Origin of the sequence: Nocardia niwae NBRC 108934 = DSM 45340 (assembly GCF_001613465.1) — a bacterium.
Classification (GTDB): domain Bacteria; phylum Actinomycetota; class Actinomycetes; order Mycobacteriales; family Mycobacteriaceae; genus Nocardia; species Nocardia niwae.
Genome location: NZ_BDCK01000018.1, coordinates 90,671 through 115,830, shown reverse-complemented (window position 1 = coordinate 115,830; position 25,160 = coordinate 90,671). Strand labels below are relative to the sequence as shown.

The 25,160-nt window shown below is 69.9% G+C and carries 22 protein-coding genes; 13 read left to right on the top strand and 9 right to left on the bottom strand.

The window, feature by feature from the left end:
* Positions 1 to 11 precede the first annotated feature (11 nt).
* Positions 12 to 3,038, bottom strand: a complete 3,027-nt coding sequence (locus tag NNI01S_RS35685) for a tetratricopeptide repeat protein (RefSeq protein ID WP_063019980.1) — start codon at positions 3,036 to 3,038, stop codon at positions 12 to 14.
* Between the two features lie 108 nt (positions 3,039 to 3,146).
* Here NNI01S_RS35685 and NNI01S_RS11210 point away from each other — a divergent pair, with 108 nt between their 5' ends.
* The 5 genes from NNI01S_RS11210 (at position 3,147) to ligD (ending at position 7,144) form a co-directional block, all read left to right on the top strand.
* Positions 3,147 to 3,380, top strand: coding sequence for an NfeD C-terminal domain-containing protein (locus NNI01S_RS11210; RefSeq protein WP_063020111.1), 234 nt, complete (start codon positions 3,147 to 3,149; stop codon positions 3,378 to 3,380).
* Positions 3,381 to 3,399: 19 nt separating this feature from the next.
* The gene (locus NNI01S_RS11205; RefSeq protein ID WP_063019979.1) at positions 3,400 to 4,500 is read left to right on the top strand and encodes an SPFH domain-containing protein; all 1,101 of its coding nucleotides are present in this window, start codon (positions 3,400 to 3,402) and stop codon (positions 4,498 to 4,500) included.
* 32 nt (positions 4,501 to 4,532) lie between these two features.
* Positions 4,533 to 4,934, top strand: a complete 402-nt coding sequence (locus tag NNI01S_RS11200) for a cold-shock protein (RefSeq protein ID WP_063020110.1) — start codon at positions 4,533 to 4,535, stop codon at positions 4,932 to 4,934.
* Between the two features lie 126 nt (positions 4,935 to 5,060).
* On the top strand, positions 5,061 to 6,146 hold the full coding sequence (locus NNI01S_RS11195) for an ATP-dependent DNA ligase (protein ID WP_218019182.1): 1,086 nt from the start codon (positions 5,061 to 5,063) through the stop codon (positions 6,144 to 6,146).
* The gene (ligD, locus tag NNI01S_RS11190; protein WP_063019978.1) at positions 6,143 to 7,144 is read left to right on the top strand and encodes a non-homologous end-joining DNA ligase; all 1,002 of its coding nucleotides are present in this window, start codon (positions 6,143 to 6,145) and stop codon (positions 7,142 to 7,144) included. Before NNI01S_RS11195 ends, ligD begins: the two co-directional genes overlap by 4 nt.
* A gap of 7 nt (positions 7,145 to 7,151) precedes the next feature.
* Here the strand turns inward: ligD and NNI01S_RS11185 are convergent, their stop codons facing one another.
* Positions 7,152 to 7,910, bottom strand: coding sequence for a DUF4190 domain-containing protein (locus NNI01S_RS11185; RefSeq protein WP_063019977.1), 759 nt, complete (start codon positions 7,908 to 7,910; stop codon positions 7,152 to 7,154).
* Between the two features lie 233 nt (positions 7,911 to 8,143).
* On the opposite strand from NNI01S_RS11185, the gene NNI01S_RS11180 reads away from it, so the two are divergent.
* Positions 8,144 to 8,470, top strand: coding sequence for a hypothetical protein (locus tag NNI01S_RS11180; protein WP_063019976.1), 327 nt, complete (start codon positions 8,144 to 8,146; stop codon positions 8,468 to 8,470).
* A gap of 15 nt (positions 8,471 to 8,485) precedes the next feature.
* Here NNI01S_RS11180 and NNI01S_RS11175 read toward each other — a convergent pair whose 3' ends face one another.
* Together NNI01S_RS11175 and NNI01S_RS11170 are read right to left on the bottom strand one after the other, a co-directional pair.
* Positions 8,486 to 9,148, bottom strand: a complete 663-nt coding sequence (locus tag NNI01S_RS11175) for a TetR/AcrR family transcriptional regulator (RefSeq protein WP_063019975.1) — start codon at positions 9,146 to 9,148, stop codon at positions 8,486 to 8,488.
* Positions 9,132 to 10,277, bottom strand: a complete 1,146-nt coding sequence (locus tag NNI01S_RS11170) for an acyl-CoA dehydrogenase family protein (protein WP_063019974.1) — start codon at positions 10,275 to 10,277, stop codon at positions 9,132 to 9,134. The genes NNI01S_RS11175 and NNI01S_RS11170 overlap by 17 nt, the downstream gene beginning before the upstream one ends.
* A gap of 348 nt (positions 10,278 to 10,625) precedes the next feature.
* Between NNI01S_RS11170 and NNI01S_RS11165 the strand changes: the two genes are divergently transcribed.
* The 3 genes from NNI01S_RS11165 to NNI01S_RS11155 all read left to right on the top strand — a co-directional run bounded on the left by NNI01S_RS11165 (position 10,626) and on the right by NNI01S_RS11155 (position 13,515).
* On the top strand, positions 10,626 to 11,558 hold the full coding sequence (locus NNI01S_RS11165; RefSeq protein WP_063019973.1) for an alpha/beta fold hydrolase: 933 nt from the start codon (positions 10,626 to 10,628) through the stop codon (positions 11,556 to 11,558).
* A gap of 90 nt (positions 11,559 to 11,648) precedes the next feature.
* Positions 11,649 to 13,079, top strand: coding sequence for an SDR family NAD(P)-dependent oxidoreductase (locus NNI01S_RS11160; RefSeq protein WP_063019972.1), 1,431 nt, complete (start codon positions 11,649 to 11,651; stop codon positions 13,077 to 13,079).
* A 46-nt stretch (positions 13,080 to 13,125) separates the two neighbouring features.
* Positions 13,126 to 13,515: a DUF2784 domain-containing protein gene (locus NNI01S_RS11155; protein WP_063019971.1), complete on the top strand. Its 390-nt coding sequence runs from the start codon at positions 13,126 to 13,128 to the stop codon at positions 13,513 to 13,515.
* 14 nt (positions 13,516 to 13,529) lie between these two features.
* On the opposite strand, the gene NNI01S_RS11150 is transcribed toward NNI01S_RS11155, so the two are convergent.
* Positions 13,530 to 14,288, bottom strand: coding sequence for a thioesterase II family protein (locus tag NNI01S_RS11150; protein WP_063020108.1), 759 nt, complete (start codon positions 14,286 to 14,288; stop codon positions 13,530 to 13,532).
* Between the two features lie 569 nt (positions 14,289 to 14,857).
* On the opposite strand from NNI01S_RS11150, the gene NNI01S_RS11145 reads away from it, so the two are divergent.
* Positions 14,858 to 16,198, top strand: coding sequence for a CoA transferase (locus NNI01S_RS11145; RefSeq protein ID WP_245676068.1), 1,341 nt, complete (start codon positions 14,858 to 14,860; stop codon positions 16,196 to 16,198).
* Between the two features lie 36 nt (positions 16,199 to 16,234).
* Here the strand turns inward: NNI01S_RS11145 and NNI01S_RS11140 are convergent, their stop codons facing one another.
* Positions 16,235 to 16,810: a TetR/AcrR family transcriptional regulator gene (locus NNI01S_RS11140; protein ID WP_063019970.1), complete on the bottom strand. Its 576-nt coding sequence runs from the start codon at positions 16,808 to 16,810 to the stop codon at positions 16,235 to 16,237.
* Between the two features lie 117 nt (positions 16,811 to 16,927).
* Between NNI01S_RS11140 and NNI01S_RS11135 the strand changes: the two genes are divergently transcribed.
* Genes NNI01S_RS11135 through NNI01S_RS11125 form a run of 3 tightly spaced genes read left to right on the top strand, consistent with a single transcriptional unit; the run spans position 16,928 to position 19,832 of the window.
* Entirely contained in the window at positions 16,928 to 17,980 is a 1,053-nt protein-coding gene (locus NNI01S_RS11135) for a nucleoside hydrolase (protein ID WP_063019969.1), read from the top strand.
* Positions 17,977 to 18,861 (top strand): amidohydrolase family protein, encoded by an 885-nt coding sequence (locus NNI01S_RS11130; RefSeq protein ID WP_063019968.1) that lies wholly within the window; start codon positions 17,977 to 17,979, stop codon positions 18,859 to 18,861. Before NNI01S_RS11135 ends, NNI01S_RS11130 begins: the two co-directional genes overlap by 4 nt.
* A gap of 5 nt (positions 18,862 to 18,866) precedes the next feature.
* Entirely contained in the window at positions 18,867 to 19,832 is a 966-nt protein-coding gene (locus tag NNI01S_RS11125; RefSeq protein ID WP_245676067.1) for an endonuclease/exonuclease/phosphatase family protein, read from the top strand.
* 21 nt (positions 19,833 to 19,853) lie between these two features.
* Here NNI01S_RS11125 and meaB read toward each other — a convergent pair whose 3' ends face one another.
* Genes meaB through NNI01S_RS11110 form a run of 3 tightly spaced genes read right to left on the bottom strand, consistent with a single transcriptional unit; the run spans position 19,854 to position 25,029 of the window.
* Entirely contained in the window at positions 19,854 to 20,897 is a 1,044-nt protein-coding gene (meaB, locus tag NNI01S_RS11120; protein ID WP_063019967.1) for a methylmalonyl Co-A mutase-associated GTPase MeaB, read from the bottom strand.
* Positions 20,894 to 23,173 (bottom strand): methylmalonyl-CoA mutase, encoded by a 2,280-nt coding sequence (gene scpA, locus NNI01S_RS11115; RefSeq protein WP_063019966.1) that lies wholly within the window; start codon positions 23,171 to 23,173, stop codon positions 20,894 to 20,896. The genes meaB and scpA overlap by 4 nt, the downstream gene beginning before the upstream one ends.
* Positions 23,173 to 25,029, bottom strand: a complete 1,857-nt coding sequence (locus NNI01S_RS11110) for a methylmalonyl-CoA mutase family protein (protein ID WP_063019965.1) — start codon at positions 25,027 to 25,029, stop codon at positions 23,173 to 23,175. The genes scpA and NNI01S_RS11110 overlap by 1 nt, the downstream gene beginning before the upstream one ends.
* Between the last annotated feature and the right edge of the window lie 131 nt (positions 25,030 to 25,160).

Genomic DNA, 25,160 nt, shown 5'->3' with positions numbered 1-25,160 from the left:
CGGCCGGGCGGTCAGTCCCCGGCCTGGCCCCGCCAGTACGCCAGAGTGTTCTTGGTCCGGACAGTGGCGGCATGATTGGGGCCCAGCGCACGCAACTCCGCGACCAGCAGGACTTCCAGTTCCGCGACCGCGCGGGTGAGGTCGCCGTGCCGGGCGCGGCAACCCGCGAGTTCGTTGCGGGTGGCGAAGGTATCGGGATGATCCGGGCCGAGCACCCGCAACCGGTCGCCGAGCAGTTTCTCCCAGTCGGTGATCGCGCCCTCGAGGTCGCCGCTGTCGGCGCGGTATCCGGCCAACCGGCCGCGGGTGAGCAGCGTGTCGGGATGGTCCGGGCCGAGCACCCGCAGGCGGTCGTCGAGCAGGCGAGCGAATTCCGCGCCTGCCCCGGCCAGATCACCGCTGCGCGCGCGGAACGCCGCGAGGTTGTTGCGCGCGCCGAGTGTGTTGGGATGGTCGGCGCCGAAGACGCGCAGATAGTCCGCCACCAGTTGCTCGAATTCGGCGCGGGCGCCGGCGAGATCGCCGCTGTCGGCCCGCCAGTACGCCAGGCTGTTGCGGGTGCGCAGGGTATCCGGATGGTCGGCGCCCAGCACTCGGGCGCGGTCGGTGCGCAGCTGTTCGAATCGGGTGATCGCCCCGGCGAAATCGCCGACGTCGCCACGGTTGGACGCGAGATTGTTCCTGGTGCGCAGGGTTTCGGGATGATCGGGGCCGAGCAGGCGCAGCTGGTCGATGAGCAGCTGCTCGAATTCCGCGCCCGCGCCGGAGTAGTCGCCACAGCGGGCGCGGTAGCTGGCCAGGCTGTCGCGGGTGTCCAAGGTGGCCGGGTCGTCGGCTCCGAATACGCGCAGCCGGTCGGCGAGCAATTGCTCGAAATCGGCGACGGCGCCGACCAGGTCGCCGCTCTCGGCGCGGTGATAGGCCCGCCGCCGGCGCGTGGTGAAGGTATCGGGATGGTCCGGCCCGAGGGCCTCGACGAAGTCCGGCGCCCACGCGGCCCATAGGTCGCGATCGTCGGCCGACCTGCCGGTTTCCAGCTTCATCAGGAAGTCGATCGCCAAGGCGGAGTCGCCGTAGGCCAGGCAGTGACGCATGGCCGCACCCCGCGCGTAGTCGGCGGCCCGGTCGGTGTCGTCGGCCTGGATCGCCGCGATCAAGGCGCGGTGGGCGTCCGCGATGCGCACGCCGAGACGGCGGCATTCCACGCCCAGCGCGGGCAGGAACGCACTGTGGGTCACGCCGAGCGACTCGCGAACGGTACCGGGATGACTACGGGTGACCAACGCGCCGAGATTCACCGCGATATCGCGGACCCGGGCGGCGCTCAGGTCGACGCCGAGCGACAACAGCGCCGAGTCCAGCAACTCCAGCGGCAGCACCGGGCCGACACCCGCCGCGACCAGGAGCCCGAGCAGAGCCGCCGTGTCACTCGCGGTTGCCGGGTCGACCCCGCGCAGCGCGGTCTCCACCCGCAGCGCGATGACCCGGTCCAGACCGATCCCGGACGCGACCGCGCCGTCGGTCAACCCGGAGGCGACCTCCAGCAGGATGCGCGCCACCAGCCAGCCGCCGGAGACCACGCGCGAACCGCTCTCGTCCGTCGGCGTCTCGGCCAGCAACCGTTGGATCCAGCCGATCCAGTCCACCGGGCCGACCGGCGCCGTTCCGCGGGCCGAGTCCACCACGGCGGCGATGTCGTCGGCCGCCGGTTCGGCGACATCGATGCGGTGCATGTGCGCCAGCCCCGAGTCGTCCTCGACGCCGGTCCCGGGCCGGATGCCGACGATCACCCGCACGTGCCGGAGATCTTCGCGGCAGGTCAGATCGGCGATCGCGGCCACCAGCAACCGCCTGGTGCCCTCCTGCGGCTGATTGAGTCCGTCGAACACCAGGGTGACCCGGCGCCCGGCCGTGGACAGGCGCGCCAGCGGGCGGCGGACCAGGATGTCGAAGATGTCGAACTCGTCGCGGGGCCGATGCGCCCGCGCCGCGCGCGCCGCTTCCGGGAAGCCGGGCAGGCGCGCGTCGAGCTGCGCGGCCAGCTCCGCGGCGACCGACTCGACCGAGCTGTTCACCGTCAGGAACACCGCGGCGGTGATGTAGTCGGGGGTGACGGCGAGTCCGTCGACCAGGCTGGGCCGGATCAGCATGGCCAGCAGCGTGGACTTACCCACGCCCGCGGGCCCCAGCACCGCCCGCAGCCGGTGGCTGCCCGCATCGACGATCGCGTCCAGCCGCTCGCGGACGTCGGGCGTCAGCAACAGGCTCCGGGTGAGCTGGTCGACGAACCCGGCCGCGGAACGCCCGCTCACCGCGTCACGATGACGCGCGGTGTTCGGCACCAGCCACAGCCCGGGGTCGACACCCTGCGTGGTGGACACCGCGCCGGAGCTGAAGGACAGATGCTGCGGCTGCTGGTGGGTGCACTGCACGGCGATCGGATCGACCAGGTCCGAGGGCAGCAGGTTCTCGCCGCGCAGCGGCAGGCCGAGATCGAAGGTGGCGAGCATGGTGCGGGTGAAGCACCCGGAATATGCGGGACCGTCACCCGAGGCGACCAGCAGCTCCATCCTCCCGCCCGACTGCGCCAGCAGATCGGTCCAGCGGCGCGCGGCCCCCTGCACGCCTTGTCCGGCCTCGCAGGCGTCGACGAGCAGCACCAGCCCGTCCAGCGCGGCGCGGTCGAGCCGCTCGCGGATCTCCTGCGTCATGTGAAAGGCGTTGTGCGAGGTGGGGTCCGCGGGAGAATCGTGGCCGAGCAGGTAGAAGTCCTCGGCGGTCGTCGCGACGCCGTGCCCGATGAAGCCGAGCAGCAGGGTGGCCTGCCGTTGGGAGGCCGCCGCGAACGCGGCGTCGATCGCGCTGATCATCTGCGCCACAGTCGGATTGAGCACCGGCCCGTCGAGATCGAGCGCAGGCCGCCAGCCGCCCGCTGCGGTCAGGCTGCCGTACAGCCCCTGGGCGAGTTCTTCGGTGAAACCCAGTTTCCCCAGCGCCGCGCATTCCGACCCCACCACCAGCGCCAGCCGACCTGCCATGCAAGAAACATACCCGCGCCGTCGCGGCCTTCCGCCGCGGCCGATATCGAAAAGCGCTGGGCGAGACGTAAGGTGACGGTCCGGGAGCCGGAAGAAGGAGATCGCGGGATGACCGACCCCGTGGTGGGTTTGACGGGTACGCTCACATCGCCGATCCGAGGTGCCGGGACGCTGAGCGAGGTCCTGGTCGCGATTCGCGGGGGAACCGAGCTGTACATCGCACAGTCCACCGAGCCGATTCCGGCCGGTGCGGCCGTGCTGGTCATCGCGGTCCATCCGGGGCGCGTCGTCGACGTCGTCCCGTGGATTCCGCTCACCCCGGACCCGGCCGGAGAAACCTGAAACAGTAAGGGAGACAGACGTGCTGGGCTACCACGTACCGGACCCGGACGAAGCGATGCTGGTCAGCGGCGGCAAGAGCCGGGACAACGCGCCGTTCAAGGTGATCATCGGGCGCGGCGCCTGGGTGATTCCGCTGTTCCGCAAGGTGCGCTATCTGTCGCTGGCGATGTTCGAATCCGAAATCAAGGAGCGGTGCGTCACCAAGCAGGCGATCCAGCTCGACGTGCGCGCGGTGATCGCGTTCAAGGTGGCCAACGACACCCAGTCCATCGTGAACGCCGCCCAGCGGTTCCTCTCCGAGCAGGAGCGGGAGATGTCGGTGCTGACCGGACGCATCTTCTCCGGGCACCTGCGTTCGATCGTCGGCTCGATGACGGTCGAGGAGATCATCCGGGAGCGCCAGAAACTGGCCGACGAAGTGCTCGTCGCGTCGAAAGTCGAGATGAGCAATATCGGCCTCTGGGTCGACTCCTTCCAGATCCAGTCCATCGATGACGGCAACCTCGGCTATATCGCCGCGCTCGCCGCGCCGCACAATGCCGCCGTGCAGCGCGACGCGCAGATCGCGCAATCGCAGGCCGCGCAGGCGGCGGCGCAGGCCGAACAGGAATCCCAGCGCAGGCAGGCGGAATATCAGCGCGAGACGGCGATCCTGCGTGCGCAATACCAGCGCGATATCGACAAGGCCAACGCCGAGGCGGCGCAGGCGGGCCCGCTCGCCGAGGCGATGGCGTTGCAGGAGGTGCTCACCGCCCAGGCCGAGCAGGCGCGCAAGGAGGCCGAGCTGCGCGAGCAGCAGTTGCAGGCCGAGGTCGTCAAACCGGCTCAGGCGGAGGCGGATCGCGTGCGCATCCTGGCCGAGGCGGAGGCCGACCGGACCCGGATCCAGGCCGAGGCGGCCGCGTCGAACAACCGGATCGCGCTGGATCAGTTGTTGATCGAACAACTTCCGGAAATCGTGCGGCAGGCGTCGAGCGGGCTGGCGAGCGCGAATCTCACCGTGCTGAACGGACCGGACGGAGTGAGCGAACTGGTGAACGGAATGGTCGGTCAGGGACTGACCGTTTTCCATTCGTTGCAAAAGGCGCTTTCCTCCGACGACGGCGAAAAGGCGCGTTAAAGTTGCCGGGTAGCGACGGCGACGAGGAGCGGGTGTTGGTGTCCATCGGGAAATTGGTGTCGTTCGACAGCTCTCGGGGATTCGGTTTCATTCGGCCGGAGGACGGTGGGCCCGATGTGTTCGTCCACGTCAACGACATCGGACTGGACGAGGACGAGTTGCGGCAGGGGCGGGTGTTCGAATTCGAGGTCACCGAGGGCGACCGCGGACCCAAGGCGGTGAATTTGACCGTGGTCGGCGGGTCGTCCGCGCCGCCGGCGCGGCACAAGGGCAAGGACAGGCCGGGTTCGGGACAGCTCACCGTCGCCGAGCACAAGCGCCTGATCACCGAATTGCTCTTGGACGCCAGCCCCGCGCTCACCGCCGGCGAGATCCTCACCATTCGCGACCGGCTGACCGCGTTCGCCGACCAGCACGGCTGGCTGGAGAACTGAGCGGCGGGTTCCACGAGACTGTCGGGGCGGCCGCCTACGATCGAGCCGAAAGCGCGGCCGCATACCGATGAGTTCGCTTCGCGCGCGCCGTCGGTATGGGTGAGGATCGAACCCGAGGAGGATCGCGTGGACCTACCGGTGCTGCCGCCAGTGCGGCCGATGCTGGCCAAATCCGCGCCCGCGGTGCCCCGCGAGCCGGGCCTGAGCTACGAACCCAAGTGGGACGGTTTCCGCTGCATCGTGTTCCGCGACGGCGCCGAAGTGGAACTCGGCTCACGCAACGACCGGCCCTTGACCAGGTATTTTCCCGAGGTCGCCGAGTTGCTGAAGCAGGCGCTGCCCGAGCGCTGCGTGGTGGACGGCGAGATCGTCGTGGTCACCGAACAGGGTCTGGATTTCGACACCTTGCAGAATCGCCTGCATCCGGCCGCGTCCCGGGTCGCCAAGCTGGCCGCGGAGACGCCGGCCAGTTTCGTGGCCTTCGACCTGCTCGCCCTCGGCGACGAAGATTTGACCGGAGAGCCGTTCATCGAACGCAGGCGGCTGCTGGAGACGATCCTGGACACCGCGCTCGCGCGCGTGCACCTGACCCCACTCACCCACGATCCCGACGTCGCCGAGGACTGGTTCACCCGTTTCGAGGGCGCCGGATTCGACGGCGTGATGGTCAAGTCCGACGACCTCGCCTATCTCCAGGACAAGCGGGTCATGCTGAAGGTCAAACACGAGCGCACCGCCGACTGCGTGGTGGCGGGCTTCCGGTGGCACAAGGACGGAGCCGGGGTCGGTTCGCTGCTGCTCGGTCTCTTCGACGACGAGGGCCATCTGCATCACGTCGGCGTGGCCAGCAGCTTCACCGCGGCGCGGCGCGCGGAACTGGTCGGGGAGCTCGCACCGCTGCGCGAGAACGCGCTGGACCACCACCCGTGGCGGGACTGGGCCGACGCCGCGGCGCAGGCCGCCGCGGACGGCAAGATGCCCGGTGGCGTCAGCCGCTGGACCGGCGGCAAGGATCTGTCCTGGGAGGCGCTGCGGCCGGAGCTGGTCGCCGAGGTGCGCTACGAGCACGTGCAGTCGGGACGACTGCGCCACGGTGGCAGGCTGGTGCGGTTCCGGGCCGACCGGACCCCGCAGTCGTGCACCTACGCGCAGCTCGACGAAGTCGCGCCCGCGGAACTGAGCACGCTGTTCGGCGAAGGCGCGGCGCGATGACCGAGTCCGTCGACATCGAGACCGACGGCCGGACCGTCACGATCAGCAATCCGGGCAAGATCTATTTCACCGAGCGCGGCGAGACGAAACTCGATCTGGTGCGGTACTACCAGGCGATCGCCGAACCGTTCCTGAATGTGGTGGGCGGGCGACCGCTGCTGCTGGAGCGGTATCCGGATGGGGCATCCGGCAAATCCTGGTTTCAGAAACGGGTGCCGAAGTCCGCCCCGGACTGGCTGCACACCGTGGAGGTGTCCACGCCGAACGGCACCACCAGCGACGCCCTGGTCGCGCACGATCTGGCCCATATCCTGTGGGCGGTGAACCAAGGGTGCCTCGGGTTCCACGTCTGGCCCAACCGCGCGGACAATCTGGAGATCGCCGACGAGCTGCGCATCGACCTCGATCCGTCGCCGGGCACAACCTTCGCCGATCTGCGGCATGCCGCGATCCGCACCAGGGATCTGCTGGCCGAATTCGGCGTCGAATCCCGGATCAAGACCTCCGGGTCACGCGGCTTGCATCTCTACTCGGCGCTGGAATCGAAATGGGACGGTTATCAGGTGCGGGCCGCCGCGGTGGCCCTGGCCCGGGAATTGGAGCGGCGGTATCCGGAGGACATCACCGCGCAGTGGTGGAAGGAAGAACGCGGAAACCGCGTCTTCATCGATTTCAATCAGAACGCGCCACACAAAACGGTTTTCGGCGCCTGGTGTGTGCGACCGAAGGCCGGCGCGCAGGTGTCGACGCCGATCAGCTGGTCCGATCTGGATTCGGTGGTACCCGACGAGCTGACGATCGCGACCGTGCCCGCCCGCTACGCCGAATCCGGCGACCCGTGGGCCGACCGCGCCCCCCAGTCCATAGCCCCGCTGCTGGAGATGTCCGAACGGGATATGGCTGCCGGTCTCATGGACGCACCGTGGCCTCCGCAATACCCGAAGATGCCCAACGAACCGCCCAGGGTGCAACCGAGCCGCGCCAAGAAGGCCGAATAGCGAAGCGCTATTCGGTCCACAGCACCCAGGTGCCGCCGCGGCCGCTGAGCTCGCACACCAGGGCTCGGCCGTCCGCGGTGCGTCCGGTCTTCGCACCGGAGGCGTCGCATTTCGAACCCGCCTGCTGCACTGCGGTCGCGACGACGTGCGGGCCCGCCCACTGGTAGCCGCCGGAGGTGGTGAGGCAGATCAGGGTGCCACCGTCGGCGGCGCTGCCGATCTGGCCGAGCTGCGCCTCGGTGCACGACGAACCTTTCGTGACCGGACCATGGAGCGCCGAGGGGGTGGTGGTGACCGCGGGGCTCGGCGCTGCCGCCGTTGTCGTAGCCACCGGCCGCTCGACGGTCGTCGGCACCGATGCGACGGGCGTGGGCGCGATCACGGACTGGCGGTTGATGCCGTCCGGCAGCCAGTTGCCCGTCAGCAGGACGAACCCGGCCACCGCGGTGATCTCGGCGACGCCGAGCAGCAGCGCGAACATCGCCATGACCCGGCCGCGCGGGTGGCTGAACGCGATGAAGCCGAACACGATGGCGACCGGGAACAGTCCCAGCAGCGCCGCCACCAGCGCCACGATCGCGTACGGATTGACGATCGGCGGGATCTCCACCCGCAGTCGCCCCGCGCGGCGGCGGCTCGGCGGCTGCTCGGGCCAGCGCTCGTCCTCGTCGTCCTCCCAGCGGCCGTCGGGCTCCGGCTCCGACCAGCGATCCTCCGGCTGCGCCTGCGGCCAGCGATCCGTATCACGCCGTTCTGCCCGTGTCATTCAGGTTCCCTCTCCACACCAACACACCGCGCAGGAACCTCGGACTGCCCGGACCCGCCCCGATATACCGACACAGAATAGGGCGCGCGTGGCGAAAAGTTGATTCGAAACGTCCGATTTTTGTGATCGGGCCGTAATAACAAACGCGTCGCAACTCTCGTGAATCTGTTAGCCGAGGCGCATGCTGGTCGACAGGCGACCCACCTGACAGCGGTCTTTCCCCAGGAGGATCCATGTCCGATAAGACGACGTCGAGCGGCCGGGATACCCCCCATTGGCATGCCAGGGCCGGAGATTTGCTCGACGACAACTTCAACCTGCCGGGCATCGTGTTGTGCGCTCTCGGCGTCGCCGCGCTGGCCTGCACGCTGACCGCAGCCGGATACGGATTCACCGTCCGGGCGGGCGTCGGCGTGGTCGTGACGGCCGCGCTGTGGATCACCGGTGTCGGCGCGCTGCTCGTCGAACATCACCGGGAACAGACGATCGAACTGAAGCACGGGCGCCGGGGGCACGGGCCGGGCGCCCTGCGACCGATTCGCTACAGCGGCGACCGGTGATCCGGCGACGCCGAGTCACTGCCTGCGGTCGACCTTGGGCAGCGATTCGGTGACCAGCGTCAGCAACATGTCGCACAGCAGGTCGTGCACCTGCTCGCGGGTGAGCGTGCCGCGCGTGATCCATTCCCGGCCCGCGACCTTCACCAGCCCGCCGTAGGCGCGCACCATCGCGCGCAATTCGGCGTCGTGTGCCGAATGTGCCAGGCCGACCATCAACAGCAGGCGTTCGGCCGCCGCGTCGTCGGCCGCGTCGAGGATCTGCTGCACCTCGGGATCGTCACCGACCCCTTCGTGGCTGGTCACCTTCACCCAGGTGCTGCCGTGTTCGGCGATGGTGTCCAGCAGCCAGCGCACACTGGCATCGACCCGCTCGCGCCAGCTGCCGGTCGGCACGACCATGTCGTCGAGCCTGGGCAGCGTCACCATGCGCCGCACCACCGCGAGGTAGAGATCCCGCTTGTTGCCGAAATAGTGGTTGATCAGACCGCGGGCCACGCCCGCCCGCTGCGCCAGCTCGGCGGTGGAGACGGCCGCGTACGGCCGTTCGCCGAACATGTCGATCGCACAGGCCAGGATCTGCGCGCGCCGCTCGTCGGGTTCGAGCCTGCGGCGGCGCGGTAGCGCCGGATCGGCGCCACCGTCGGCGGTCGCGCTCGTGGTGTCAGAGAGACCGGGCAATGAGATCCTTCATCACCTCGTTGCTGCCCGCGAGGATGCGCAGGACGCGGGCGCCGGTGTAGAGCTGGGAAATCGGATACTCCGTCATGTAGCCGTAGCCGCCGAACAGTTGCAGGCAGCGGTCAACCACGATACCGAGCTGATCGGTCAGCCAGTACTTCGCCATGGCAGCGCTGGGAATATCGAGTTCGCCGCGCAGGTGCTTGTCGATGCAGTCGTCGAGGAAGGTGCGGGAGACCTTGGTGATGGTCGCGCACTCGGCGAGTTCGAACCTCGTGTTCTGCATCGCGAACAGCGGCTTGCCGAACGCTTCGCGGCCCTTGGTGTAGTCGACGGTGAGTTGTACGGCCTGCTCCATCATGGCGACCGCGATGATCGCCGTGACCAGGCGCTCCTGCGCGAGCATCTGCATCATCTGGTAGAAGCCCTGGCCCTCGGCGGCGCCGAGCAGGTTGGACGCGGGCACGCGCAGGCCGTCGAAGAACAACTCGGCGGTGTCCTGGGCCTTGCCGCCGATCTTGTTCAGGATGCGCCCGCGCTTGAAGCCGGGGGTGTCGTCGCCGACTTCGGCGAAGATCAGCGAGACACCGGCCGCGCCCTTGGTCGGGTCGGTCTTGGCGGCGATGATGATGCCGTCGCACAGCCAGCCGTTGGTGATGAAGATCTTCGAGCCGGTGATGACGTACTCGTCGCCTTCCCGCACCGCGCGGGTCTTGATGTTCTGCAGATCCGATCCGGTGCCGGGCTCGGTCATGCCGATGGACAGCACCATCTCGCCGCTCGACGCCCGGGGCAGCACGCGCCGCTTGAGCTCCTCGGAGCCGAACTCGTACAGGTACGGCGCGATGATCGAGCTGTGCACGGGGATGCCCATCGAGCCGTCGCCCGCGCGGGCCTGCTCCTCGATGATCGCGGCCTCGTGCGCGAAGGTGCCGCCGCCACCGCCGTATTCGGCCGGGATCGCGGGGCACAGCAGGCCGAGTTCACCCGCGCGGTTGTACAGCGCGCGATCGGGGTGCCCCTGGGCGACGAATTTCTCCTCGTGCGGCACGACCTCCTTCTCGAAGAAGGTCTTCGCCAGGTCGCGTACCGCCTCGACCTCGTCGTCACTCCACGCCGCGCGTGCCATCGCTCGATCCTTTGCTCGCTCCGGTCCGGCGCCGTCGCCGGTTCCGCCTCAGGTTCCCGAACTATTGGCGAGTTGTCAACAAGATTCGCCGCCGCTGCCGCGCCGACCGGCCAGGCGCCCGATCGCCGACGCCGACGCACGGATTTCGAGGCTCGGACGGGAACGAATCCGGTCACCCACCGAGGACCGGCGCCGAGTTCGCGACACCCGGGGTGACCTGTGCCATATTCGGGCGTTTTACCTTTCCCTTGATGGGTCAATTCTTCGTACTGTCCGTATCGGAATTACTGACATCGGGCACGACGGCGACGTGTCATGGATCGGTAGCGGCAGCGAATGAGGTAGCGAATGGCCGAATTGCTCGACACCACCGAAACGCCCGGCCCGGACCGCACCTGGACGGTCGACCGGGACGGGGCCGATCTCGCCGTCTACGAATGGGGTGACGCCGCGGCCGACCCGTTGGTATTGGTGCACGGGCTCACCGACACGCACCGCGTCTGGTCGACGGTGGCGGCTCTGTTGTCCGACGGCTTCCGGGTCATCACCTACGACGTGCGCGGCCACGGACGTTCGGCCGCCCCCGCGGCGGTGACGGAGTACCGCCTCGGCCTGCTCGCGCAGGACTTCTACGCCGTGATCGATGCCGCCAGCCCGGGCAAGCCGGTGCACACGTGCGGCCACGGCTGGGGCGCGGTGCAACTGTGGGAGGCGGTCTGCGACGAACGGGCCAACACCCGCATCGCTTCGTTCACCGCGATCGCCGGACCGAACCTCGATCATCTCGGCCTGTGGTTGCGTGCGCTCGCGCCCCGTGCCGGCCGGGAACTCCGCGAGCTGGGCTGGTGGCTGCACGGCGCGCGCTGGGCGCTGACGCCAGGTCCGATCGCCCGCAGGCTGTACCCGCCACGGGTGCGCGGGTTGATCGTGGGCAGGCTCGGCGGCGTCACACCGTTGCCCGCACGCGTGGCACGCACCTGGCGTGCCGATCTGGTCGCCGGAGTCCGCATCGCGCACGCCAACCTGCTGCACCACCTGGGCAAACCGCGAGTGCGGCGGACCGCCGTCCCGGTCCAGTTGCTGGTCGACACCACCGACCCCTTCGTCCCGGCCGCCGTCTACGACGCCTCGGCGCGCTGGGTCGACAAGCTGTGGCGCTGCGCCGTCCCGGCGAATCACTGGTTGCCGATCACCGAGCCGCTGCTGGTCGCCGAAGCGATCGCGAACTTCGTCGACGATCTGCGCGGCGATCGCGCGGCCATCACACCGCGCAGCAGCTGACCGCGTCCTCCCCGCCGAGGCGCGGGGCGGGGGGTTTGCGACAATGGGCCGGTCGTCTGCCCAGCTCGATGAAGGATGTCCCCCGCCGCGATGGCCGAAAGCATGATCGATCCCGAGGATCTCGCGACCTGTCTTCGGGTCCTGGAGCACGCCGGAGCGCTCGACAAGGAGCATCCGGACTCGGTGGCCGTGCAGCGAGCGGTCGGGCACATGTTCAAGAAGCTCAAGCAGCGCCGCCGGTCCGAAGCGCGCGCGGCGGTCTCGGCCGCCGACCGAGCGGTGGTCGCCGCCACCGCGACCGGCTCACCGAACCGGATCGACGACGAGACCGCGGGCATCGCGATCAGCTCGACCACGACCGGAGCCAGCGCGGGCACACTGATCCGCCCCCGGCCCTGCTATATCTGCAAGCAGCGCTACACCGAGGTCGACGCCTTCTATCACCAGCTGTGCCCGGACTGCGCGGCCAGCAGCCACGCCAAGCGGGACGCCCGTACCGACCTGACCGGGCGGCGGGCGCTGCTCACCGGCGGCCGCGCCAAGATCGGCATGTACATCGCGCTGCGGCTGCTGCGCGATGGCGCGCACACCACCATCACCACCCGCTTCCCCAACGACGCCATCCGGCGTTTCGCCGCGATGGACGACAGCGCCGATTGGCTGCACCGGTTGCGCATCGTCGGTATCGATCTGCGCGATCCCGCCCAGGTCGTCGCCTTGGCCGACGACGTCGCCGCCCAGGGCCCGCTGGATATCCTGATCAACAACGCCGCGCAGACGGTGCGCCGCTCCCCCGGCGCGTACAGCGCCCTGGTCGAGGCCGAATCCGGACCGCTGCCCGCGGGCGCCCTGCCGGAGGTGGTCAGTTTCGGCAAGACCATGCAGGCGCACCCCACCGCGCTGACCGCCTCGCTCACCCCCGCGCTGACCGCCGCCGACGTCGCGGAGCTGGCCTTGGTCGCGGGATCGGCGACTCCGGAACGCATCGCGCGCGGGGTCGCGATCGACGCGGGCGGCCTGGTGCCCGACCTCGCGCACACCAACAGCTGGGTACAGACCGTCGCGGAAGTGGATCCGACCGAACTGCTGGAAGTACAGCTGTGCAACTCGGTCGCGCCGTTCATCCTGGTCTCGCGCTTGCGCCCGGCGATGTCGGCCGCACCGGCGCGCCGCAAGTACGTCGTGAACGTCTCGGCCATGGAAGGGCAGTTCTCCCGCGCCTACAAGGGCCCCGGGCATCCGCACACCAACATGGCCAAGGCGGCGTTGAACATGTTGACCCGCACCAGCGCCCGGGAGATGTTCGAGCAGGACGGCATCCTGATGACCGCCGTCGACACCGGCTGGATCACCGACGAACGCCCCCACTACACGAAACTCCGCCTCGCCGAGGAAGGCTTCCACGCGCCGCTGGACCTGGTCGACGGCGCGGCGCGGGTCTACGACCCCATCGTGCAGGGGGAGAACGGCACCGATTTGTTCGGCTGCTTCCTCAAGGACTATCAGCCCTCCCCCTGGTAGCGGCCGACCCCGGATCCGCCGCGCGCCCGAAGGCTACGCTGGAAGCGTGCTCTACCGGCTGACGGCCGACGCCACCGCCGTGACGCATTTCGCCTTCGTGGCCTACGTGGTGGTCGGCGGCTTCCTCGCGTGGCGGTTCCCGCGCACCATCTGGCTGCACCTGCTCGCGGTCTGCTGGGGGTTCGGCACGATCGTGGTCGGATTCGACTGCCCGCTGACACATCTGGAGAACTGGGCGCGCGAGCGCGCCGGGCAGCAGCGGTTGCCGTCGAGCGGGTTCATCGACCACTACCTCACCGGCGTGATCTATCCCGAGGACGCGCTCGGGTTGGTGCGGGCGGTGGCGGCGGCGACGGTGGTGTCGTCCTGGATCGGTCTCGCGTGGCTGGCGCGCCGACGGAACGTCCCCGCCGCCGGTGTGCACGCGCCGCACTGACCCGCCATGATCGGTCAGGCGTCGAGGTGGCGCGCGAGGAAACCGGCGACCTCCGCGCCGTGCTCGTCGAGGTAGAAATGCCCGCCGGGGAACGTCGCCCGCTCGAATCCGCCGCTGGTGTGCGCGCGCCATTCGTCGGCCTGCTCGGGCCGCATCGTCGGGTCCTCGGTGCTGACCAGCGCCGCTATGTCGGCGCGCAGTGGGTTCTCCGCTCGGTGGCGATAGGTCTCGACCGCTCGATAATCGGCACGTACGGCGGGCAGTACGAGTTCGGCGAGGCCCGGCTCGGCACGCAGCAATTCGAGCGGAGCGGGATCCGAGGCCAGCCGCGCCAGGTCGTCGATGAGTTCGTCGTCGGAGGCCAGGTGCAACCGCTGGGTCTCCTCGAATTCCGGCGCGGGACGGCCGGAGACGAACAGCGTGGCCACCGGTTGCCCCGCACGCTCGAGCCGGCGTGCGGTCTCGAACGCCACGGTCGCGCCCATGCTGTGCCCGAACAGCGACAGCCGCTCGATCCGGCCCTGCGCGAGCACTTCGCGGGCGATCCGGTCCGCCAGTTCGACCAGGTCGGTGATCGGTTCCTCGCTCAATCGGTCCTGCCGTCCGGGGTACTGCACCGCGAACACCGCGACGCCCGCCCCGAACCGCTGGGCGAGGTCCCGGTAGGCCGTCGCCGATCCTCCGCCGGGCGGAAAGCACAGCAGGTTCTGCCGCACGGCCGCCGCGGATCGCAACGTCCGCAACCACGCCGAGTCGGTGATGCCACCCGCCACGTTCGGTCTCCCTTCGCCGTCACCGGTTCCGCCGCGCAGGCCGGACCAGACCACGGTAGCCGCCCGCGGTCACCAGGCCGGGTCGTCCGGGAATCCTGATGCGGCGGCTCAGTGCGACGCCGAGGACAGCAGGCCGGTCCGGCCACGGCGTAACGCTTTTCGTCCGGATACTCGGCAACGCCGATGTCCTCTGGACTGCACCGTCCTCACGGGCGAGAAGTTCGCTCCGGCAGCTCTTTTCGCGCTCCGGAATACTGGGGACGACGCCCGGGGCCCTTCGCGACAGGTCGCGGCGGCGCGGGCGCGTCAGCACTTGATCCGCTATCTCCGCGAAACGGCTCGGCGACCGCGCGGGCACCGCGTGAGCGCCCGCGCCCGAGCGATCCGGACGAGCGCGACCTCCGGCCCCCGCGCGCGACGCCCCGCGTGCCCGCGCGCGGGCCCCGCCGAGCTTCGAATCGAATCGGCGCAGGTGAGGTCAGAGAACGACCACACCGTCCGCGGCCATGGACGGCGGCGCGGGCACCACGGCCCCCGGCCGGACGAAGCCGGCAACTAGGCTGAAGCGAGTGAACACGCACGCACGGCTCGTCCAGGACTACGAGGCCGGTATCGGTGTCACCGCCTCGCCAGTCTCCCCCGCGCCCGATCCGGGTAGCAATCTCGCCGCGACATTACCGGTCTGGGCACTGGCCGCCGGTTCGGTCGCGGCCTTGACCGCCGCCGCGAATCGCATGCGGACCGCGCGCGGTATCCACCCGGTGGCGCACCGCATCGATCCGGCCCGCATCACCGCGGCCTTCTCCAGCGAGCGCCTGTTGCGTATCGAAGGCCGAGGGCCGACCTCGTTCGCCGACCTTTCCGGCTTCTTCCCCACGTTCGACGGGTGGGTTCGCACCCACGCGAACTATCCGCATCACCGGGCCCGGCTCTTCGCCACGCTCGGCCTGCCCGAGTCCGCGCCGGTCGACCTCGTCGTCGCCCAGATGGCCATGATGCGCGCCGCCGATCTGGAGGAGCGGGCCGCCGCGCAGGGCGCCATCGCCGTCCGCGTCCGCACCGAGGAGGAATGGGCCGCAAGCCCGGAGGGACAGGCCGCGGCGGCCGGTCCATTGGTCGCGATCGACGAGCGCGGCGATCGCGGAGAGACCGGACTACCCACGGGCGCGGCGCCGCTGCAGCCGCTGCGTGGAGTCCGCGTGCTCGATCTGACCAGGGTGATCGCGGGACCGGTCGCGACCCGGGCGCTGGCGTTGCTCGGCGCAGAGGTGCTGCGCGTCGACCCGCCGCAGCTGCCCGAGATCTCCTGGCAATTCGCCGATACCTGTCAGGGCAAACGCTCGGCCTTGGTCGACCTGCGCACCCGCGGCATCGACGACTTGGTCGCTGCCGCCGACGTGCTGATCACCGGGTACCGGCCGGGTGCGCTCGAACGCGCGGGAGTGCGGGCGGCCGCCCGTCCCGGGCTGATCCACGGGCGGGTTTCGGCGTGGGGCGAAGCCGGTCCGTGGGGTGATCGCCGCGGCTTCGACAGCATCGTGCAGGCCGCGTCCGGCATCTCGACCATCGAGGGCGCGCCGTCCGTGCCGGGGGCACTGCCCGCGCAGGCACTGGATCACGCGTCGGGTTACCTGCTCGCCGCGGGCGTGATCGATGCCTTGGTCGCGCGCGGCGGCGACGGCGTCGGGCGCGACGTGCGGGTGGCTCTGGCCCGCACCGCGTCCTGGTTGCTCGACGCGCCGGACCGCACGCCGCGACATGCCAAGGCCGCGGCGCCGAGTCCGGCGGAGACGGTCCGGCACGGCCAGGTCGTCACCGCACCGCCCGTGCTCGCGGAATACCGCGACTACGCGTGGCCCGCGCCCGCCTACGGCTCCGATCGCCCGGCTTGGCCCCTGCCGACGCACTGATCGCCGCGCCGGGGCCGGGCAGCTGTCGAATCGGAACTAGTCCTCGGTGCCGGCCAGCGCCGCGACGGCCTGCGCCAAGCGGTCGCCGTCCGGGAGGTCCGCCTCCGGAGCGATGGTCTGCAACACACCGAGGCCCTGCACGAGCACGAAGTACAGCTCGGCGATCGCTTCGGCCTGGTCTTCGGTCAGCTGGGGATGCGCTTGCCGCAGCGCGTCGGCCATGTCCCGATAGGCGCCCGGCAGGCTCTGGGCGAAGAATCGCTGCGACTCCGGCGAGCGCGCGACGCGCACCAGGTTCTCCAGGCTCGCGAGCATGCTGTCGCGGTTCTCGGTGAACACGGCGGGCATGCCGTTCCACATCGCGGCGAACGCGGCCAGCGGCGCGACGCCGCCGCCGTCGCGGATCTTCGCCTCCATGCTGTCACCGATCGCGGTACCCAGGGAGTCGGTCAGCGCCTCGGTGATCAGCTGGTCCTTGGAGCCGAAGTGGTACCCGATCGCCGCGAGGCTCACCCCGGCGGCCGAGGCGATGTCGCGGGCGGTCGCCTTGGCGACGCCGCGCTCGACGATGACTTTCCGTGCTCCCGCCAGTAGATCCTCGCGATTTCCCATGACCACAGGCTACAACGTCTCAGACAAATGTACTAGACGTACGTCCTACCGGCTGCGACCGCCGGGCAATCGACACCTCGCCGTCGCCCCGGCATCCCGGCTCGCTAGTCTCGTGCCGTGCGGCAGAAGATCATCCTGGACGTCGACACCGGCATCGACGACTCCCTCGCGCTGCTGTATCTGCTCGGCTCGCCCGAGGCCGAGATCACCGGCATCGCCGCCACAGCGGGCAACGTCGCGGCAGCCCAGGTGGCGGCGAACAATCTCGCCTGGCTGGACGTCTGCCACGCACCGGAGATCGAAGTGGCGCTCGGCGCCGCGCATCCCTTGGCCATCCCGCTGCGCACCACCGAGGACACGCACGGACCCCAGGGCATCGGATACGCCGAACTCTGCCCGTCGGCGCGCCGTCTCTCCCGGCGCTCGGCCGCGCAGATGTGGGCCGAGCTGGTGCGCGCGCATCCGGGCGAGATCGTCGGGCTGTGCACCGGACCGCTGACCAATCTCGCTCTCGCCCTGCGGATCGAGCCGAATCTGCCACTGCTGCTGCGCCGTTTGGTCGTCATGGGCGGGGCGTTCAATCATCCGGGCAACACCACGCCGACCAACGAGTGGAACGTGCACGTCGACCCGGAGGCCGCCAAAGAGGTCTTCGACGCGTTCGCTGCCGCGCCCGCGGAGCGCAGGCCGATCGTCTGCGCGCTCGACATCACCGAGACCATCGAGATGCGGCCCGGGCATCTGGTCCGCCTGGCCGAACGGGCGAAAAGCTACCCGGTGGAGCTCCTCTCGCCGGACGATCCGCCCGGGACCCGCTCGATCGCGAGCAATCCGATCGTCCGGCACGTGACCGACGCCGTGCGGTTCTATTTCGATTTCCATCACGGCTACGACCTGGGCTATCTGGCTCACATGCACGACCCCTTCGCGGCCGCGGTGGCGCTGGACCCGGCGCTGGCCCGCACTCGCCCGGCGACGGTCGACGTGGAGCTGGCCGGCACCATCACCCGCGCGACCACGGTCGCCGACTGGGCGGGCATGTGGGGCCGGGAACCGAACGCGGACATCGTGATCGGCACCGACCCCGAGCTGTTCTTCGAACGGCTGATCGCCCGGGTCGGCGACTTCGCGCGAATCGTGCACCCGCCCGCGACGCAGGAGGTCCGGTGACCGGCGCCGACGACGCGGCCTATCTGTCCGCCTTCCGTGCCGGGCTCGGACTGCCCGGCATCATCGACGTGCACACCCATTTCATGCCCGATCAGGTGATGCGGAAGGTGTGGGCGTACTTCGACACGGCCGGACCGCTGCTCGGCCGCAGCTGGCCGATCACCTACCGCGCCGACGCGCAGGTCCGGCTGAAGACTCTGCGGGACTTCGGCGTTCGCGCGTTCACCGCGCTGGTGTACCCCCACAAACCCGACATGGCCGCGTGGCTCAACGAATGGACCGCCGATTTCGCGGCCCGCACCCCCGACTGCCTGCACACCGCCACGTTCTTTCCCGAGCCGCAGGCGGCGACCTATGTCCGGGACGCCGTCGAGCGCGGCGCGCGCGTCTTCAAGGCGCATGTTCAGGTCGGCGGCTACCATCCGGGCGACCCGCTGCTGGACCCGGTGTGGGGCCTGCTGGAGGACGCGCGGGTTCCGATCGTCATCCATTGCGGTTCCGGCCCGGCGCCCGGAAAGTACACCGGCCCGGAGCCGATCGCCGGTGTGCTGCGGCGCTTTCCGCGGCTGCGGCTGATCATCGCGCACATGGGCACGCCCGAGTACTCCGAATTCCTCGACCTGGCCGAAAACTACCCGGACCTGCGGCTGGACACCACGATGGTGTGGACCGATTTCTCCGAGGCCGACGCCCCGTTCCCGGCGCACGAACACGGCAGATTACGAGCCTTCGCCGACCGCATCCTGTTCGGCAGCGACTTCCCCAACATCCCGCATTCCTATGATCATTCGATCGAGGCGCTCGAACGGCTCGAGCTCGGCGACGACTGGTTGCGCCAGGTCTGCTACCACAACGCGGCGACGCTGTTCGGCCTCGAGTGACCGGCGTGGGTTCGGACGTGGTTTCGAAGTCGATATCGGCCGCCGTCCAGTCACTGGCCTGGCTTGCCGCGCTGGCCGGGGGCGTGGGGATCGCATTGCACTTCAACTGGTTGTCGTCTCGGCTGTTGGTCTTGGCGGCGTCCGGCGCCCCGTATCTCATGGGTTGCGCCGTGCTCGGGGCGGTCGCGTTCGTCGCCCTGCGGCAGTGGAGCGGTGCGGCAGTCGCGCTCGTCGTCGCCATCGCCGCGTGGACACAAGCGCCGCTGTACGTCGGCCGCTCGCACGACGGGGACGGGCACACCCTGACGGTGATGCAGGCCAATCTCCTGTTCGATGGAGCCGATCCCCGGGCACTGGTCGATGAGGTACGCACACGTGAGGTCGCCGTCCTCACCGTGAACGAGCTCACGCCGACGGCAGTCGACGATCTCGGCCGGGCGGGACTGGACCAGGTCTTGCCGTACCGGTATCTCTCCCCGGGGAGGACGGCCGCCGGGACGGGCATCTGGAGCCGCCACCCGTTGTCGGAGACCGTCGAATACGACGGCTATGTGCTGAACCAGCTTGCGGCGACCGCGGACATCCCCGGTATCGGGCCGGTCGCGGTCTACGCCTTCCATCCGGTGCCGCCGGTGTACGGCACGCAGGTCTGGGCCGACGAATTGTCCCGGCTGCGTGCGATTCTCGACCGATCGCCCGCCGATCGATCGGCGATCGCGGGCGGCGACTTCAACGCGACCTACGATCACCGGCAGTTCCGCGCGATGCTCTCCGGCCGTTTCGGCGACGCCGCCGAGCAGGCCGGCGCCGGACATCTGGTCACCTATCCGACCGACAAGCGATGGCCGCCGCTCGTCGGTATCGACCACATCCTCGTCGCCGGTGGTAGCGCGGTCGCGGTGCGGACGGTGGGCCTGCCGGGTGCGGACCACCGCGCCTTGGTGGCGCAGATCCGTTTGAACCGCCGGTGACCTCGGCCGTCGATCCGGCCGTCAGCGGCCGTCGAAGGCGCGCAGCAGTTCCTCCGCGGCGAGCGCCGCGGTGAGGGTGCCGTCCCGAACCTGCTTCTCCACCTGCGCCCGAATGTCTTTCACCTGCGGGTTGTCCGCGAGCCTTCGCAGCAGCTGGTCGTGCACCATGGTCCAGGTCCAGTCGACCTGCTGCCGACGGCGCTTCTCGGCGAACTCGCCTGCGTCGGTGAGCACGCGGCGGTGTTCGAGCACCGTGTCCCAGAACCGGTCCAGGCCGACGCCTTCCAGACCGCTCATGGTCAGCACCGGCGGCCGCCACAGCGCGTCGTGCGGATGGATCAGGCGCAGCGCGCCCGCGAGCTCCCGGGCGGCGGACCTGGCCTCGACCTCGTGTTTGCCGTCGGCCTTGTTCACCGCCACCAGGTCGGCGAGTTCGAGCACGCCCTTCTTGATGCCCTGCAACTGATCACCGGTCCGGGCCAGGGTCAGGAAGCAGAACACGTCGACCATGTTCGCGACGGTGACCTCCGACTGCCCCACCCCGACGGTCTCCACGAGGATGACGTCGTAGCCCGCTGCCTCCAGCAGCACGATGGTCTCGCGCGTCGCCTTGGCGACGCCGCCGAGCGTGCCCGCCGTGGGCGAAGGCCGGATGTAGGCGTCGCGTTGCACCGACAAGCGCGCCATCCTGGTCTTGTCGCCGAGGATGGAGCCGCCGGTCCTGGTCGAGGACGGGTCCACCGCGAGCACCGCGACCCGGTGTCCCCGCTCGATCAGGAACATGCCGAGGGCGTCGATGAAGGTCGACTTGCCGACGCCGGGAACGCCCGTGATACCCACGCGGTTGGAGGGCGCGCTGCCCGCGCCCGCCTCCGGCGAAACCTTCAGCAGCAGTTGCTGCGCCAGCGCTCGATGATCGGCTCTGGTGGACTCCACCAACGTGATCGCCCGCGCCAGGGCGGCCCGCTCGTTGGCGCGGACCGCCGCGGCGAGAGCGTCGACGTCGATCGTCCGGCGCGCGGCGGCCGCGCGGGCGCCACGCGCCGCGGAACCCGCTTCGCTCATTCCGTCGCGGCGGAATCCGCGGCGCCGCTGCCGAGTTCGTGACCGAGTTCGGCGCCGAGCTTCTTCAGCAGGTCGATCGCCGCGTCCGCGATCACCGTGCCGGGCGGGAAGATCGCCGCCGCGCCCGCCTGATACAGCTCGTCGAAGTCACCGGGCGGGATCACGCCGCCGACGATGACCATGATGTCGGGACGGCCGACATCGGCCAGCGCCTGCCGTAGGGCGGGCACCAGCGTGAGGTGGCCCGCCGCCAGCGACGACACACCGACGACGTGCACGTCGTTGTCGGCCGCCTGCTGCGCCACCTCTTCCGGGGTCTGGAACAGCGGGCCCACGTCGACGTCGAAGCCGAGGTCGGCGAAGGCCGTGGCGATCACCTTCTGGCCTCGGTCGTGGCCGTCCTGGCCCATCTTCGCGACGAGGATGCGCGGCCTGCGGCCCTCGGCCTCGGCGAATTCCTCGACCAGCTCGCTCGCCTTGGTGATGTTGGTGACCTTTCCTGCCTCGTCGCGGTACACACCGGAGAGCGTACGGATCTCCGCCTGGTGCCGGCCGTACACCTGCTCCAGCGCGTCGGAGATCTCGCCGACGGTGGCCTTGGCCCTGGCCGCGTCGATGGCCAGCGCGAGCAGGTTGTTCGCCATGCCGCCCTCGGAAGAGGCCGCGGCGCGGGTCAATTCGGCCAGCGCCCGGCGCACCGCGTCGGGGTCGCGCTCGGCGCGCAGGCGTTGCAGCTTCTCGATCTGCTCGGCGCGCACGCGCGAGTTCTCGACCTTGAGGACCTCGATCTGCTGGTCCTCTTCGACCTGATACTTGTTGACGCCGATCACCGGCTGCTGGCCGGTGTCGATGCGGGCCTGCGTGCGCGCCGCGGCCTCCTCGATGCGCAGCTTCGGGATACCCTCGCCGATGGCCTGCGCCATGCCGCCGTGCGCCTCGACCTCCGCGATGTGCGCGCGGGCGCGGTTGGCGAGCTGGTGGGTGAGCCACTCGACGTAATAGGAGCCGCCCCACGGGTCGATCGGGCGGGTGGTGTTGGACTCCTGCTGGATCAGCAACTGGGTGTTGCGGGCGATGCGCGCGGAGAAGTCCGTGGGCAGCGCCAGCGCCTCGTCGAGCGCGTTGGTGTGCAGCGACTGGGTGTGGCCCTGGGTGGCGGCCATCGCCTCGATGCAGGTGCGCGCGACGTTGTTGTAGGCGTCCTGCGCGGTGAGCGACCAGCCGGAGGTCTGCGAATGGGTCCGCAGCGACAGCGATTTCGCGCTCTTCGGGTTGAACTTCGCGACCAGCTCGCTCCACAGCAGGCGGCCCGCGCGCAGCTTGGCGACCTCCATGAAGAAATTCATGCCGATCGCCCAGAAGAACGACAACCGCGGCGCGAACTTGTCGACCTCCATGCCCGCGTCGATGCCGGCGCGGATGTATTCGACGCCGTCGGCGAGGGTGTAGGCCAGCTCCAGGTCGGCGGTCGCACCGGCCTCCTGGATGTGGTAGCCGGAGATGGAGATCGAGTTGAACTTCGGCATCTTCGCGCTGGTGTAGGCGAAGATGTCGGAGATGATCCGCATCGAGGGCTTCGGCGGGTAGATGTAGGTGTTGCGGACCATGAACTCCTTCAGAATGTCGTTCTGAATGGTTCCGGCCAGCTGCTCGGGCGCGACGCCCTGCTCCTCGGCGGCGACGACGTACAGCGCCAGGATCGGCAGCACCGCGCCGTTCATCGTCATCGAGACGCTGACCTGGTCCAGCGGGATGTGATCGAACAGCTGGCGCATGTCCAGGATCGAGTCGATGGCCACGCCCGCCATGCCGACGTCACCTTGCACCCGCGGGTGATCGGAGTCGTAGCCGCGGTGGGTCGCCAGGTCGAACGCGACCGAGAGGCCCTTCTGCCCCGCCTGCAGATTGCGCCGGTAGAAGGCGTTCGAATCCGCGGCGGTGGAGAAGCCCGCGTACTGGCGGATGGTCCACGGCTGGTTGACGTACATCGTGGGGTACGGCCCGCGCACGAACGGCGCGACGCCGGGCACGCTGTCGAGCGGATACCCTTCGGCCGCGATCGCATCCCGGTCGGCCTTGGTGAACACCGGCGGCACGTCGATGCCCTCGGGCGTCGACCACACCAGTTGCTCGGGGGCGTACCGGTTGGCCGCCGCGGCCGCGCGGACGTACTCCGTCACCTGCGCCGCGTCGACCGCGGCGGGCTCCGGCGGCCGCTCGGCCAGCGGCACGTCGGCGAAACTGCCGATCAGCTGCTTGATCTCACGAGTAGTCATCAGGCTCCCACCTTCTCCAGCAGGCCGGACAGCGCGGCGACGGCGTCGATGCGCGCGGCGAGGAATCCGTCCGGGCGCTGCGCGTCGTCCAGATCGGCGACGGCCTCGGCCGCGCCGGCCAGCAGCACCGTGGCCACACCCGCGGCCCGCAGTCGCTCCACCGCCGCACCGGCTTCGGATCCGTAACGCGTATCCGACCCGCACAGCACCGCGATCGGCGCTCCGGCCTCGGTGGCCGCCGCGGCGATCGCGTCCACCGCGAGCGGTCCGGGATTGATCGACTCGATGCCGCCGGAGGCCAGCAGATTCGCGATGAAGGTGACCCGCACGTTGTGCTCGGCCACCGAACCGAGCGGCACCAGCAGCGCTTTCGGCCGCGTCCCGTGGGCGGCGAGGTAGGCGTCGGAGCGGTTGCGCAGTTCCTCGAACGCGGCGCCGTAGCGGGCGACCCGGTCCGGCCGGCGCGCCGCCTCCGACAACGGCTGCTCGGCCAGATTCGGGAATTCGTTCACGCCGGTGACGGCGGTCCTGCGGTGCGCGACATCGGCGTCGCGGGCGGTCTTCGTCTCGGCGACGCGCTCGGCGAGCAGACCGGACTCCAGCGCGGCGAGGTAACCACCCGCCGCCTCGATCTCCTGGAGGAACTCCCACGCCTTCGCCGCCAGCGCGGCGGTGAGGTCCTCGACGTACCAGGAGCCCGCACCCGGGTCCAGCACATGGCCGAGATGCGATTCCTCGAGCAGCAGCAGCTGGGTGTTGCGGGCCATGCGGTCGGCGAACGACTTGGAGACGCCGAGCTCACCGGGCGGCAGGGCGGAGTCGAACGGCAGCACGGTCACGGTGTCGGCGCCGCCGATGCCGGCGCCGAACGCGGCGAGCGTGGTGCGCAGCATGTTCACCCAGGGATCGCGCTGACTCATCATGGCGGCCGAGGTGACGGCGTGCTGCGGCGCGCCGCCCAGATCCGGTGCGCCGCAGACCTGGGCGACCCGCGCCCACAGCTGCCTGGCGGCACGGAACTTCGCGATGGTGGCGAACTGGTCGTCGGTTGCCGCGAACCGGAACTCCAGCTGGCCCAGCGCGTCGGCGAGGTCCAGGCTCTCGATCAGCGACCGGAGGTAGGCCAGGCCCGCGGCGACGGCCGCGCCCAGTTCCTGAGCGTCGGACGCGCCCGCGTCGTGGAAGACGGTGCCGTCCACGGTGATCGCGCGCACCGTTTCCGCCCGCCCCGCCGCCCGTCCGGCCAGCGCGACGGCCTCGGCGAGACCGATATCGGCGAGACCGGCGAAGCGACTGGTCAAGGGGGCGGCGCCGAGGGCGATCCGGATCTCCTCGCGAGCGGGCGCGGCGTAACCGTCGAGCACCGCGAACACCTGTGCCGCCGCCTCGGCGACATCGCCGCCCGCGTCCAGGGTGAGCGGGGCCAATTCGAACAGCAGGCCGGTCAGCGCGGCGGGCAGATCCGCTACGGGCACACCGCGATCGCCCGCGCCGAGCCGGATCGCGCTGATCCCGTTCTCCAGTCCGGTCAGGATCTCCCGGTTGGCCGCGGCGGCGTCGCCTTGGGCGACCTGCGCGCCGACGAACCAGCCGCGGTGCACGTCCCGTGTGGCGTCCCGGCCGCGCACGAAGGGAAAGGCGCCCGGCAGCGGCTGCTCCGGCAGCTCGTCGCGCCGGGTGTAGAGCGGAGCGATGGTCAGCCCGTCGTAGGTGGTCTCGTCGAGCAGTCGCTCGGGCTCCTCGGGAAGTTCGCTGACCTCGACGCGGCGAGCCTTCGCCAGCACTCCGGCAACGCCCTTGCGCCATGCACCGTATTCGGGCACCGGATCGGTCCCGGGATCTGAAGCAATCGGCATAGCTTGCTGTTCCTCTTCCTCACCACGGGCGCACCGCCAGTGCGCGCCCGATACCCTCACATTCGCCCAGCTCAGCGACTACTTCGGTTAACGGGCATTCGTCCCGCTTCCACTGATGCTAGCGGGCGCAT